At 64.9% G+C, this 14,571-nt stretch carries 6 protein-coding genes; all 6 read left to right on the forward strand.

Features of this window, described 5'->3' with window-relative positions:
* The first annotated feature begins 283 nt into the window (after positions 1 to 283).
* Complete coding sequence (locus tag ACTWM8_RS01460; protein WP_446212204.1) at positions 284 to 4,654, forward strand: hypothetical protein; 4,371 nt, start codon at positions 284 to 286, stop codon at positions 4,652 to 4,654.
* Between the two features lie 304 nt (positions 4,655 to 4,958).
* Entirely contained in the window at positions 4,959 to 5,786 is an 828-nt protein-coding gene (locus ACTWM8_RS01465) for a hypothetical protein (protein WP_446212205.1), read from the forward strand.
* 640 nt (positions 5,787 to 6,426) lie between these two features.
* Positions 6,427 to 8,829 carry an N-6 DNA methylase gene (locus ACTWM8_RS01470; protein WP_446212206.1) on the forward strand — a complete coding sequence of 801 codons (2,403 nt, stop codon included), beginning with the start codon at positions 6,427 to 6,429 and terminating at the stop codon, positions 8,827 to 8,829.
* Entirely contained in the window at positions 8,822 to 10,048 is a 1,227-nt protein-coding gene (locus tag ACTWM8_RS01475; RefSeq protein WP_446212207.1) for a restriction endonuclease subunit S, read from the forward strand. Before ACTWM8_RS01470 ends, ACTWM8_RS01475 begins: the two co-directional genes overlap by 8 nt.
* Positions 10,045 to 13,317 (forward strand): type I restriction endonuclease subunit R, encoded by a 3,273-nt coding sequence (locus ACTWM8_RS01480; RefSeq protein WP_446212208.1) that lies wholly within the window; start codon positions 10,045 to 10,047, stop codon positions 13,315 to 13,317. The genes ACTWM8_RS01475 and ACTWM8_RS01480 overlap by 4 nt, the downstream gene beginning before the upstream one ends.
* Before the next feature lie 26 nt (positions 13,318 to 13,343).
* Positions 13,344 to 14,036, forward strand: a complete 693-nt coding sequence (locus ACTWM8_RS01485) for a M48 family metallopeptidase (protein ID WP_446212209.1) — start codon at positions 13,344 to 13,346, stop codon at positions 14,034 to 14,036.
* Positions 14,037 to 14,571 lie beyond the last annotated feature (535 nt).

Here is a 14,571-nt window from a genome sequence, read left to right on the forward strand (position 1 = left end):
CCGCGGTGGCCCTTGCTGGGTTTGCACTTTTTCTGCAAGATCAGGGTCTGGAGCGGGCAGACCAGTGGGCTGCTGTGCTCGGGTTTTTCGTGTCGACGCCGCTGGGTTTGGCTGGCGCGGTGCTGGGTTGGTTGGCGTGGAGGCATCCGTCCGGCGGCACCTCGGCGTCGGCTGCCGGTGTGGGCCGTAGTGGCCGAGTGTCTCAACGCAACAGTGACGGGACGAATGTGGCGAACTCTGGTGTGATGCGTGACGTAAACCTGCGTGATGGGGGTCGCTAACGGTGGGAGGTCTGCGCCGATCGGGAGGGATCGAACAGCAGAACACCGGCGGTATCAACTTTGCCAACACCGGGGTAATCGAATCGCTGACGATCGGTGCAGGGTCCATGCCGCTGAATGTGGCCCGGATCGACCCCGCACAGGTGTTCGCCGATGCCGAGGTCTCAGAGTTTGTGGGGCGGGAGTGGCTGACCGCCCAGCTTGATCAGTTTCTGGACAGCCGTCCATGTGGATACGTGTGGGTGGAGGCCGATGCCGGGTTGGGCAAGACCGCATTCGCGGCGTGGCTGGTTCGTACCCGCAACTATGTAGGGCATTTCAGCCGGCAGAGCACCGGTGGTGTAGTAGCGGCGTGGCAAAACCTAGCCGCGCAGTTGATCCTGGCGCAGGGGCTGGAATCGGTGGCACCGGGTGGGATGCTGCCGGGCTGGGCCTTGACAGGGGCTGGGTTCGCCGCGTTGTTGGCCAAGGCCGCACCGGGTGCAGGTGGGCGGCTGGTCGTGGTAGTGGATGGGCTGGATGAAATCGGAGATCCTCTGCCTGGCGGGTTGCCGTTGGAGTTACCGGCGACGCTGCCCCCTGGCGTGTTCGTGGTCGCCACGTACCGGACCGGCTACTCGCGGGGGGAGCCAGCCTGCTCCTCGGCGACGCTACGGATCGCCGCCGATGACCGGCGCAACCGCGACGATCTGGACCAGTATCTAACCCAAGTGGCCACCGATGATGTGTTGATGGCTCGGTTGGCCGAGTCGGGCCTGACCGAAGATGAGTTCTGTGCGGTGTTGGCGGACCGGTGCAGTGGGGTATGGGTCTATCTGAGGTACCTGCTCGCAGAGATCCGCTATGGGCTGCGCCGCCCGAACGAGGTCGACGAGCTGCCTGGGGACCTCTGGGGCTTCTACCGCCGGCAGGTCCACCGCTGGCAGCACCACCAGGAATGGCCGGTGTTGCGGGCCGCGTTGGCGGTCTGGGCTGCGGCGGGTGAGCCGGTGGACACAGCGATGCTCGCCCGGTTCGCTGGCATCGACAATGAGCTAATGGCCCGCCGGTGCGCTGACTTTTGGGTGCGGCCGTTCCTGACGGTTAGCGGGGGTGAGGCGCGGCAGTACTCGATATATCACGCTAGTTTCCGGCAGTTCCTGTCTGGACAGCTAGCCGCACCCCGGGCCGGCGAGCACCCGGACGATTGGCAGGTCATGGCCAGGGAGCTGTCCGCGGCGGTAGTGAGCGCGCACAGCGCGATAGCCGATGCATACCTGGGGCGGTTCGGCGGGCTGGACCGTGGACTAGACAAGCTGGTCGCCGAGCCGGAGCTGGCCGGATGCGACGGCGGGTACGCGTTGCGGCAGTTGGCGCGACACCTGGCGCGCGCGGGTCGCGCTGATGATCTGCATCAGTTGTTGGCATGTGACCGTTCGGCAGGACAGGGCCAGCGGGTCAACCTTTGGTTCGAGGGGCACGACCGGGCCGCTACCGTTGACGGCTACTTGAGGGACGTAGACCAGGCGCGGCTGATGGCAGAGGCGGTCACCGATGGGCAGCAGCGGGTTGGTCAGCGGCTGACCGGTTTCGCGCTGGAGCTGCGGTATGCGCTGGTGACCTCAACTGTTCACACAATGACCAACAACATCAGCCCTGCCTTGCTCTGTGCTCTGGTGGAGAACCAGGTGTGGGATGTCGGCCGAGCACTCGGTCACGCCCGGCGATTCGCCGATGCTGAGATCCGCCAGCAAGCGCTGGCCGCTCTCTCACTTCACCTACCCGCTGACCAGCGACCGGCCGCACTCGCCGAAGCGCTGCGCGCCGTCACCGCCATCGCCGACGAGTACCGACGCGCCAGAGCGTTGGCCGGCCTCGCACCTCACCTGCCCTCCGACCAACTCGCCAAAGCGTTGGGTGCTGCCACCGCCATCGCTGTCGAGTACCAACGCGCCAGAGCGTTGGCCGGCCTCGCACCTCACCTGCCCTCCGACCAACTCGCCAAAGCGTTGGACGCCGCTACTGCCATCACCCGGGAGAACGCTCGTACCAGGGCGTTGGCTGGCCTCGCACCTCACCTGCCCGCCGACCAGCGACCAGCCGTACTCACCGAAGCGCTGCGCGCAGCCACCGCGATCAGTGACGAGCACCAACGGGCCGAGACGCTGACAGCTCTCGCGCCTCACCTGCCCGCCGACCAGCGATCAGCCGTACTTACCGAAGCGCTGCGGGCAGCTACTGCCATCGCCTGGGAAGGTTCCCGTGCCGAGGTGTTGGCTGGCCTCGCGCCTCACCTGCCCGCCGACCAGCGATCAGCCGTACTTACCGAAGCGCTGCGCGCAGCTACTGCCATCACCCGGGAAGGTTCCCGTGCCGAGGTGTTGGCCCGCCTCGCCCCCCACCTGCCCGCGGAAGTGTTGGGTCTGGCCATGGCCATCGCCGACGAGTACTACCGCGCGCGACTGTTGATCGCTCTTGCGCCTCACCTGCCCGCCGACCAGCGACCGGCCGTACTAGCCGAAGCGCTGCGCGCGGCCACCGCCATTGCCGAGGAGACACCGGTAGAGCAACGGCCCGGTGGCCGCACTTGGACGTTGATCCGTCTCGCACCTCATCTGCCCGCCGACCAGCGACCGGCCGTATTCACCGAAGCGCTGCGCGCGGCCACCACCATCACCGACGAACGCTCCCGAGGCTGGGCGCTGACCGGTCTCGCCCCCCACCTGCCCATCGGCCAACTCACCGAGGCGCTGCGCTGTGCGACCGCCATCGGCAACAAGTACTACCGGGCTGAGGCGTTGACTGGTCTCGCTCCCCACCTGCCCGCCGGCCAGCGACCGGCCGTACTAGCCGAAGCGTTGCGCATGAGCACCGCCATCGCCGACGAAAACCCTCGTGTTTGGGCGCTGGTCCGTCTCGCCCCTCACCTGGCCGCCGAGCAGCGATCGGCCGTACTCACCGAAGCGCTGCGCACGGCCACCGCGATCACCGACGAGGGCTCCCGAGCCAAGGCATTGGCCGATCTAGCGCCTTACCTAACCGCCGACCAACTCGCCGAGGCGCTGCACCTTTCCACCGCCATCGCCGACGAGCATGCTCGCGCTTGGGCGCTGGTCCGTCTCGCCCCTCATCTGTCCGTCGGCCGACACGCCGAGGCGCTGCGCGCTGCCATCGCCATCATCGATGAGCGCCTTCGGGCCGAGGCGTTGACCGGTCTCGCCCCTCATCTGTCCGCCGGCCAACTCGCCGAAGCGCTGCTGGCTGCCACCGCCATCACCGGCCAGCGCCCTCGGGCCGAGGCGTTGACCGGTCTCATCCCCCACTTGCCCGCCGACCAGCGACAGGCCGTACTCGCCGAAGCGCTGCGCGCGGCCACCACCATCGCCGGCGAGGCCAACCGCGTGCGGGCGTTGACCGGTCTCGCCCCTCATCTGTCCGCTGACCAACTCACCGAAACGCTGCGGGCCGCTCCCACCATCGCCCACGACTACGGATGCGTCCAGGCGTTGACCGGTCTCGTCCCCCACCTGCCCGCCGAGCAGCGACCGGCCGTACTCACCGAAGCGCTGAGCGCGGCCACCGCGATCGACATCGAGGTGGGCCGCGCCTGGGCGTTGACCGGTCTCGCCCCTCATCTGTCCGCTGACCAGCTCGCCGAAGCGTTGGGCGCCGCCGTCGCCATCACCGACGAGCCCTCTCGGGCCGACGCGTTGACCGGTCTCGCCCCTCATCTGTCCGCCGACCAGCTCGCCGAAGCGTTGGGCGCCGCCATCGCCATCACCGACGAGCGCCCTCGGGCCGACGCGTTGACCGGTCTCGCCCCTCATCTGTCCGCCGACCAGCTCGCCGAAGCGTTGGGCGCTGCCATCGCCATCACCGACGAGCGTCCTCGGGCCGAGGCGTTGACCGGTCTCGCCCCCCACTTGCCCGCCGACCAGCGACCGGCCGTACTGACGCAAGCATTGGACGCGGCCATTGCCATCACCGACGAGGAGCACGGCATGCGGGCGTTGGCCAAGCTCGCCCCCCACCTGCCCGCCGACCAACTCGCCGAAGCGCTGCGCGCGGCCACGACCATTACCGACGAGGACCGCCGCATCCGGGCGTTGACCGAGCTCGCCCCCCACCTGCCCGCCGACCAACTCGCCAACTTGATGCACATCGAACAAGGCCGCGATCCGGCGGTGGCTCTTGCCGTTGTTGCACGAATGCATGCGCTGGCCATACCACTTGCCACTCCATATGGCCTGGCCATCGCTCGGCTGGGAGTCCGACAGCTGCGCCGGTACGGCTGCGTTCAGGTAGCGGCTGACATCGCTTGCCATTCCGCCGATGGACTACTTGCGCGGCAACTCATGGAAGCACAAAACGACATCTGCGCATGGTGGCCATGAGCGGTACGTTTGCCAGCCCTTCATGTCACTAGCCGCCCCGCGATCCGATGCTCCTGTGGACGTCAAGCTCCGCCGGGCAGCCGTCTCGCAGACCCCTCACACGCTTTCGAGGTCTGCGCCGCTCCATCCAGCACCGACCGGTGACGTTCACGTCGCAGGCTGCACCGTGTAGGTGCCTGGCCCTGAACTGCAACGGACGACAGGGAACGAGACCACGACTGAGACCGCCATTCCGGCTGGGATTCCGCCAGCCGGAGCAGTAACCGGGGTGCAAGATCACATCAGGGTTGCGAGGATTGATGGCATGAGCGGCCGCTACGTGAGGATTGGCGACATCCTCAAGTGCCGGGACCAGGTGGACGACCTGGACGTCATCGAACGTGCGGCCTCGTCGCCGGCGCTCCAGGCTGCCCTGGAATGGTCTCGGCCGCCGAACCTGTGGGGCGCCGGAGTTGATCCGCATCTGCTGTTTCGTCTCGCCCGCGACGCGGGCATTCCGTTGGCCTGGGTGCCCCGTCGGGAGATCGTTCGAATGCTCGTGGCCGTACCAACTAGGTCGGCCCTGTCGGAGGTACTCGCCGAGCAGTGCCCGCTTGTGGTCGAGGACTGCGCCGAGGCGGTGAGCGAGTGCGTCGACGAACGTATGCAGGACCAAGTCCCGCTGGCAGAGGCGGCAATTGCGGCATATCGCACGGGACATGTCGAGGCTGCGATGGCACTGGCGGTTAGCCTCGGCGAGCCGCTCGCGGCCTGGGCCTCTACGCCCCGGGTCCGCGTCTATGACTCTCGAGACGAGCGTGACGCGTGGGAACGGCGTCGAGGGAGGAACAAGTACCTCTGGGCGAAGCTGGAGCTTGAGGCCAACCCACTGGACCCCTCGTTCGGGTTCACGGCGCAGTTGGTCATGGCACCAATCCCGCGATTCTTTACGCCCTGGTTCCCCAGGAGTGGCGACTCGCCACCTGACGCTCTCTCGCGGCACGTGGTAGCCCACCAGCCGACTGTTAAGCACTTCACTCCCGAGAACTCTCTTCTCGCGATCATGCTGATGGCGTCACTCCTGCGGCAGCAGCAAGCCTGGTGCGAGGAGCTAGGACCGAGCGACGCAGAGGAAGGGCACTGCTTGCCCTGACAGCCGCATTCCAGTTCCTCTGGCTAGACGAGCAGAGGAGAGTTCTCGCTTACAAGGCGTTCTCGGCACGGTTCGCAACGTCCGCAGACGTCCACCGGGTTCGGCCCCGAGGCGACCCCGTCCGCACTCGTCCGGTCCCGGCCGTGACCGTTGATGTCAAAGACTGATGTCAGGTCGCCAGTGCTTGAGCAACAGGGGGCTGACCGGCCCCGTAGCGTCCACTGCCGTGCACGGGTCCCGTATGAACCCCGTCGGGGAGCCTGGTCATAGTCGCCAGACAGCTGATCGGGTGCAGCCCTCTGCGCTCGCGCACTAGTGACTGCCAGCCCCGACCGCCCGTCTGCCGCCGTCCGTGTTCTTAGCCAGCCTTGTCCAAGACATCTTCACCAGGGGACAGCAGGAGCCGACGGGTACACGGAACCACACAGCCAATTTTGATCCGTCAGCTCATGGCAGAGGTGCTGCTCGGGGTTGCACGGTCGGGAGCGCGGCCAGCCGCTGGCCTATCCTCCAGGGTTGAAGGACGAGCCGGGCCACAGCAATGTGCCCGAGAAGCCACCGGCTCGAAGGATGTGCTGCTCATCAACTTGCAGGAAGATGACGACTTCGACGCGGGGTACCGGCATGAAGAAGGAAGTACGTGGCTAAGTTGACACTGCCGCAGCTAGAGCGGCACCTGTTCGCGGCGGCGGACATCCTCCGGGGAAAGATGGATGCCTCGGAGTTCAAGGAGTACATCTTCGGGATGCTGTTCCTGAAGCGCGCCTCGGACGAGTTCGAGGTGGCGCGGGAGCGGGTCGTCGCCGCTGAGATCGCCGCCGGGCGGACCAGGAGTCAGGCCGAGCTGAGGGCCAACTCGCCGACGTACTACGACGGCGCCTTCTTCGTGCCGCCGTCCGCCCGTTGGGAGCATCTGCGCGACGAGCTGCACCACAACGTCGGCGATGGGCTGAATAAGGCGTTGGGTGCGCTGGAGGAGCACAACCAGGCGCTTGAGGGCGTTGTCCAGCACATCAACTTCACCCGGCAGGTGGGCCAGTCTCGTATACCTGACAAGAAGCTGCGCGATCTCATCGCTCACTTCTCCAAGTACCGGCTATGCAACGAGGACTTCGAGTTCCCAGACCTGCTGGGCGCCGCGTACGAGTACCTCATCCGCGAGTTCGCCGACTCTGCCGGCAAAAAGGGCGGCGAGTTCTACACGCCCCGGATCGTGGTCCGCATGATGGTCCAAATCGTCGAGCCTTGCGAGGGCATGTCGGTCTACGACCCATGCTCGGGTTCGGGCGGCATGCTCATCCTGTCCAAGGACTACGTGGAGGAGCACGGCGGCAACCCGCGCAACCTGCGGCTGGCCGGGCAGGAGAACAACGGCGGCGTGTGGTCCATTTCCAAAATGAACCTGCTGCTGCACGGCATCCCGGACGGGGACATACAGAACGACGACACACTGATCGCACCGATGCATGTCCACGGTGGCCAGCTCGAACGCTTCGACCGGGTGCTGTCCAATCCGCCTTTCTCTCTAAACTATGACAAAGGCAGCATCCAGCGGCCCGAGCGGTTCCGCTGGGGTTGGGCACCGGAGGGCGGCAAGAAGGCTGACCTGATGTTCGTCCAGCACATGGTGTCGGTACTCAAGGCCAATGGCTTGGCAGCCACCGTCATGCCGCACGGCGTGCTGTTTCGAGGCGGCGCGGAGCGCCACATCCGCAGCAAGATGCTCGATGACGACATCATCGAGGCGGTCATCGGGTTACCGCCGAACTTGTTCTACGGCACCGGCATCCCAGCGTGCATCCTTGTGCTTCGAGCGCCCGAGTCCAAGCCGGCAGACCGGCGGGGCAAGGTGCTGTTCATCAACGCCGACGCTGAATTCTCCGTCGGCCGGGCGCAAAACTACCTGCTGCCCGAACACGTCGAGAAGATCGTCTCCGCGTACCGCGAGTTCGCCGACATCCCCGGCTACGCCGCTGTCGTCACCCGCGAGGAATTGGCGGCCAACGACGACAACCTGAACATCCGCCGGTACGCCGACAACACGCCGCCCCTCGAGCGGCAGGACGTGCGCGCGCATCTGCACGGCGGTGTCCCCCGGGCTGAAGTTGAGGCGAAGAAGGGTCTGTTTGCCTCGCACGGCTTCGCTCCCGAGCACGTCTTCATCGACCAGCACACGGCGTACCTGGACTTTGCGGATGGCCTGACCAAGGCGGGCTTAAAGGACCTCGTGGTCGATGATGCGGGAGTACGAACCAGGGAAGCCGAATTGCGTGAAGCTTTGGACGTGTGGTGGGGCGAGCACGTCAAACTGCTGGTGCAGATGCCGGCCACGCGTTCGCTGATGCTGGCGCGTCGAGAGCTGCTGGAGAGCTTCATCACCGCGCTATTGCCAGTGGGATTGCTCGACCGGTTCCAGCTCGCCGGCGTGATCGTTCGGTGGTGGAACACGATCCAGTACGACCTGCGTACGCTCGCTACCCACGGCTTCGGTGGTGTAGTCGATGGGTGGGTCACCACCATCCTCTCCGCGCTAGAGGACAAGGACTCGAAAGCCGACCCGTTCAACCACCGGTTGGTGCCGGCGCTACTGCCGTCCTACGTGGATGACCTGGCTGCCGTCGAGGCCAAGCGCGCCGAGTTGGACGTGCGCGTGAAGGCGGCGACGAGCAGTGGCGAGGATGAAGACGATGCGGAGGACGAAGCCGAGGAGGCCCTGTCGCCGGCCGAGTTGGTAGCGCTGAAGCGCCAATTGGCTGCCGTTAAGCGCGAGCAGAGAAATCTGCTGGGGAGGTTCGCCGCCGAACTCGGTCTAGCGAGGGAAAAGCTAACGGGCGCGAAAGAGCAAAACCTCGTCCTAATGTTGGCGCGCGACGACCTGGCGACACATCTCAACAGCTACGTTATGGCGCGCCGCCAGCAGATCATTGCGGCGTTGGAGAATTGGTGGGACAAGTACTCTGCTCCGGTCCACCAGATTGAACAGCAACATGACGCTGCTTCCGCCAGACTCGCCGCTATGCTCAAGGAACTTGGCTATGACTAACGGCATCGAGGTTCCGCTGCTTCCTCTGGCGGACTTAGCAGACATCGAACGTGGCATTAGCTGGGATGCATCGCAGGAGCGGCGGGTAGCGGAACAAGGAACCCTGCCGGTCCTGCGAATCCCAAATATCAAACGCGACTTGGACACCGAGAACCTTCTCTACCTCCGAGTCGCATCGCGAAGCGCCGTCGAGAGGTTCCTGGTGCCGGCGGGCTCTATTGCGATGGTTGGGTCAAACGGCAACGCTGAGCGAGTTGGAAACGTATCCTTCGTTACAAGCAACCACCAATTCCTACTCGCCAGCTTCCTAATCGGAGTTCGCCCTCGACGTGAGATGGATCCCCGATACCTTTACCACATCCTTGCATCCTCCACGATCCAGGATCGCATTACGCGCAGCGTTCAGGGAAGCACGGGCCTCAAGAATCTGAGCAAGTCCTACCTCCGCAATCTGGCGATGCCCGTCCCACCGCCGAAGGAGCAGCGGAAAATTGCGGATATCCTTGATACGGCGGATGAGGTGATCCGGTCGGCGGAGCGGCTAATCGCCAAGCTTGAGCAGGCAAGGCAGGGTCTACTCTACGACCTTCTCACCTGCGGAATTGGCGAGCATGGACGGGTCCTAGATCCACAAGCCAGTCCCGCGCAGTTCAAGGACTCCATTCTGGGGCCGGTACCGATCGCGTGGTCAGTTGGGCCCTTGGGCTCATTCCTTACCCTCCAGCGAGGATACGACATAACTGTTGCACAGCAACGACCGGGGCAAATCCCGGTAGTGTCATCGTCCGGGATATCCAGCTTCCACGATCGGCCAATGGTCAAGGGTCCCGGTGTCGTTATAGGCAGAAAGGGTAAGTTGGGAGGTTCTTACTACCTTCCCGGCGACTATTGGCCGCATGACACGTCATTATGGGTTAAGGATTTTAAGGGCAATTACCCCAAGTTTATCCACCTATTGCTAAAGTTTATGCGGCTCGAACGGTTTGACGCTGCAACGTCCGTGCCAACTCTCAACCGCAACTTCGTCCACCCCATTACGGTTGCCGTGCCACCGATTTCCGAGCAGCGAGCCATCGTCCGAGCATTGCAGCCTTGGGATGAGCGAGTTCGCCGAGAGATCGCTCGCTTGCGGAAGTCTGAGCTGCTCAAGCACGGCTTGGTGGATGACCTGATGACCGGGCGCGTACGGGTGAATGTCGCGGAGGAGGCTGCGGTGTGAGTGGAGGTCCCGAGTACGCCCAGGTTGAGCTGCCGCTCCTCACGCAGCTCACGGCAATGGGCTGGTCGCATATCGAGGGCTCCAAGTCGGATCCGGGCGCGACGGGCCGCTCGTCCTTCCGCGAGACCATCCTGCAGAGCCGCCTACGGGCGGCGCTTCGGACCATCAACCTGAACCAAAACGGCGAACCATGGCTGGACGACCATCGGCTTTCCCAGGCTGTAGCCAGCCTCACCCGACCCAAGGCATCCAAGCTCATCGAGATCAACGAGGAGCTGACTGAACGACTGCTTCTCGGTAGCACTGTTGATGGTGTGGAGGGCTGGGATCGCGGCCGCGATCGTACCGTCCAGTTCATCGACTGGGAGCGCCCGGAGCGCAACGAGTTCCTGGTCATCAACCAGTTCCGGGTTGATGAACCGGGCGGGCAGCAGCACAAGTACATCGCCCCGGATCTGGTCTTGTTTGTCAATGGCATCCCGCTGGTCGTGGTGGAGGCGAAGGCGCCCGGCATCGTCGAGCCGATGGTCAAGGCGATCGAGCAGTTGCGCCGGTACGCCAACCAGCGCGGCGCGGCCAGTCCCGAGGGCAACGAGCGGCTGTTCCACCTCAACCAGTTCGTTGTCGCGAGCTGCTTCGAACGTGCGATGGTCGGCACCTTCACCTCAGAAGCCGAGCACTTCGCCGAGTGGAAGACCACTGAGCCGACGCCGGAGGCAGACGTCGCGGCAGCGCTGCACGTACCGTCGCTATCCAGCCAACAGCGCTTGGCAGCCGGGATGCTGCACCCGGAGCGGCTGCTCGACCTTGTGCGGCATTTCACGCTGTTCATGCCGGTCGGCTCCCGCACCGTCAAAATTGCCGCACGATATCAGCAATACCGAGCGGTCCGTCGCGCCATCGACCGGCTTTGCATGGGCAAGACCCGCGCGGAAGACGGCGAGCAGGACCGGCGCGGCGGGATCGTCTGGCATACGCAGGGATCGGGCAAGAGCCTCACCATGGTGTTTCTGGTACGCGCTATGCGGACCCACCGGGACTTGGTGCGCTTTAAGGTAGTAGTGGTCACCGACCGCACCGACCTTCAACGGCAACTCAGCGAGACCGCGAACTTGACCGGCGAGACAGTCTACGTCGGAAAGAGTGTGGCTGGCGTCCGGCAGCTGCTCGTAAGGCCGGGCAAGGCGTTAGTTTTCGCGATGATCCAGAAGTACCGCAACCCGCAAGCGCGCAAGCAGGACGCCGAGGCCCTCCAGTCGCTTGGTGTCCTGGACAGGTCCCAAGACATAGTGGTGCTCGTCGACGAGGCGCACCGGTCGCACGGCAGCGCGCTACACGCACACCTGTTGGAGGCGCTGCCCAACTGCGCCAGGATCGGATTCACCGGCACCCCCATCATCATGGGCAAGAAGAAGTTCACCCACGCAATCTTCGGTGACTATCTCGACCAGTACACGATCCTAGAGTCGCAGGAGGATGGGGCAACGGTGCCCATCCTTTACGAGGGCCGTACCGTCCAGGCTGCGGTACGTGATGCCCGTGACCTGGACGAAGTGTTCGACGACATGTTCGTCGAGCGTTCCGCGGATGAGTTGGAGGCTATTAAGAGGCGGTGGGCCACCAAGGGCAACGTGCTGGAGGCGCCGAAGCTGATCCAGGCGAAGGCTCGGAACATGCTGCGCCACTATGTGGATGTCGTGCTGCCTAATGGGTTCAAGGCCCAAGTCGTGGCGAGCACCAGGCGCGCGACCGTCCGGTTTCGCGAAGCGCTGCTGGTCGCCCGTGAGCAGCTGGTCGCCGAATTGGACGACCTCCCCGCACATCTTCGTACCGCAGACGCCGCAGATCGAGCCGACCAGTTCAAGGCCCGGACGGCGCGACTCGTGCGCGCGTGGCCCTACCGGGACCTCATCGCCCGACTGGAGTTCATACCGGTCATCTCCGGTGCCCAGAACGACAAGGAGGAGCTGGCGCGCTGGACCGATAAGGACCGTCAGGAAGCGGTGATCGATCAATTCAAGCTACCTCTATCTACCAAGGAAGCTGACCCCGGACGAGGCAGCCCAGTGGCGTTCCTGATCGTCAAGTCCATGCTGCTAACCGGCTTCGACGCCCCGGTGGAACAGGTGCTCTACCTCGACCGGCACATCAAAGAGGCGGAGCTCCTCCAGGCCATCGCCCGGGTTAATCGCACGGCCGCACGTAAACGGGCCGGGTACGTCGTGGATTACTTCGGCGTAGCCGACAACCTCAAATCCGCCCTCGCCGCATACGCGGAGAAGGACATCGAGGGCGCGCTGAGCAGCGTTGTGGATGAGGTACCGCTGCTGGCCGAGCGGCACCAGCGGGTGCGCAACCTGTTCCTGGAGCGCGGAATCGACCGCTTCGACGCTGAGGCCGACCAGGAGGCGTGTGTGCAGGCACTGGCCGATGAGCGGCTGCGGGCGGCGTTCGAGGCGGCACTCAAGCAATTCACCACAAGCCTGGAGACCGTGCTGCCTCGCCCCGAGGCGCTGCCGCACGTACCGGGCGCCAAGACGTTCGGCGCCATCGCGCTAACTGCACGGCGCCGGTATCGCGACGACCTCGGCTTCGACCCGTCGCTATACGGCGAGAAGGTACGGCGTCTGATCGACGACCACATCGAGGCACTGGGCATCGACCAGAAGATACCGCCGATCTCCATCACTGCGACCGACTTCGACGAGAAGGTCGCGGGCCTTCGTACTGACCGGGCCAAGGCGTCTGAGATGGAGCATGCGATCCGCCACCATCTGCGTGGGCACCTCGAAGAGGATCCCGAGTATTACGGCCAGCTTTCTGAACGGCTCGAAGAGATCATCCAGGAGTTGGGCGACCAGTGGGATCAGCTCGTGCTTGCCCTCGGTGAGCTGCTTCCGCAGGTACGTGCTGGCCGGCAGTCCGAGGAGTCCGGGCTGGATCCGCAGACTGAGGCACCCTTCTACGACATCCTCAAGCGCGAGGCCAGCGACGAGGGCAGGGCACTGACCCCGCCGACCGAGGCTGTTCTCCGCCAAGTGACGATCGACCTGGTGCAACACATCAAGCTGGAGATTCGCCTCGTGGGCTTCTGGCACAACCCCCACGCGCAGAACACGCTGCGCAATCAGATCATCCGTATGCTGGACGATCAACGGATCGACGGCGGCGACCTGTTCGACTTCGATCGGCTACCGCCGCTTGCCGACCGGCTGGTCGAGCTTGCCAAGGCGAATCGGGCGAGACTTGTAACGGCGGGGCCGGTATGACTAGCGCGCTACCCGAACGGATGACTGTGGGCGACCTGGACTTCGCGGTACGAAAGTCGGTATCGCGCCGAACCGTCGGTATCACCGTCGACCGCGACGGCTCGCTGAACCTTCACGCACCGGCCGGTTGCTCGCCAGGCCATCTCGCCTCGTGGGCGAACTCCAAACGGTTTTGGATTTACCGCAAGCTTGCCGAGAAGGACCTGCTGTTGTCGGCCCGCCCCGACAAGGAGTTCGTGACCGGCGAAGGATTCGAGTATCTCGGCCGCCGGTACCGGCTCCTGCTCACTCGCGATTTGGGCGAGGATCATCCGGTCAAGCTGGAGCGGGGGCGGCTGCGCATGGCGCGAGCACTCGCCCAGACTGGTGACCCCGCAGCCGCAATGATCCGCTGGTACCGACACCGCGCCCTTGCCTGGCTGCCATTCCGCATCGAGCCTTGGGCTCGCCGGATGGGCCTCCGGCATGACGAACTCGAAGTGCGCGACCTTGGCTATCGGTGGGGGTCACTTGGCAAGAACAACCGGCTAAATCTGCACTGGGCCGCTCTCCAACTTCCGCCCAGCCTCATCGATTACGTGATCGTCCACGAACTGGCACACATTGATCATCCGCAGCATGTGCCGGCGTTCTGGGCTGTCGTGGAGCGCGCGATGCCTGACTTCGAGCCCCGCAAAACGCAGCTCGCCAAGGCAGGAGCGGCCCTCTGGCTGGGCTAACGGTCTAGCTCGCCGCCAGACATCATGCGAGCTGATCTGTCGAATCATTCTCATGGGCGTTGGCGCGCATGAGTTGACGACCTGGATTCCAACCAGGTCCTGGCCTTCTGCAGAGCAGAGTGATTGCTTGCCATCCCGTATGCCGTCGACCCGTCCTCCTGGAGAGCGGGCCGCCGCCCGGCCCGCCACGTCAAGCGCACCTTGACGGCTGGTTCGGGCGCTGGCGGGTCGGGCGGTGGTCTGCTCGGCTCGCCCGGGTCGATGGCAGGCGGGATGGCCTACCGCAATCACCCACGGACCCGGCACCCGCCGACGACCTTCCGGCCATCCTGGAGCTGTTGCGCCCCCGCCGGAGGCGCAGTAGCCGCAACCCCTCACGCTGCGCCAGCTCGCCGACGCGGCCGGCTTGCGCTCCCCTACGCCGCGCGGGTCCTGCCGCGCGGCCCGGCCGGCTGCCGGCCACCACACCACGTCAACGGTCTACTGTTCTGCGGCGGCCCTCCGGGCTCCCCGCCTTCCGCGCCAGCCGCCGGGC

The sequence above is a fragment of the Micromonospora sp. IBSANI012 genome (genome assembly GCF_052814045.1).

Coding starts and splice junctions, on each gene's coding strand:
- ACTWM8_RS01465 (WP_446212205.1), top strand. CDS start 4,959: ATGAGCGGCCGCTACGTGAGGATTGGCGACATCCTCAAGTGCCGGGAC.
- ACTWM8_RS01475 (WP_446212207.1), top strand. CDS start 8,822: ATGACTAACGGCATCGAGGTTCCGCTGCTTCCTCTGGCGGACTTAGCA.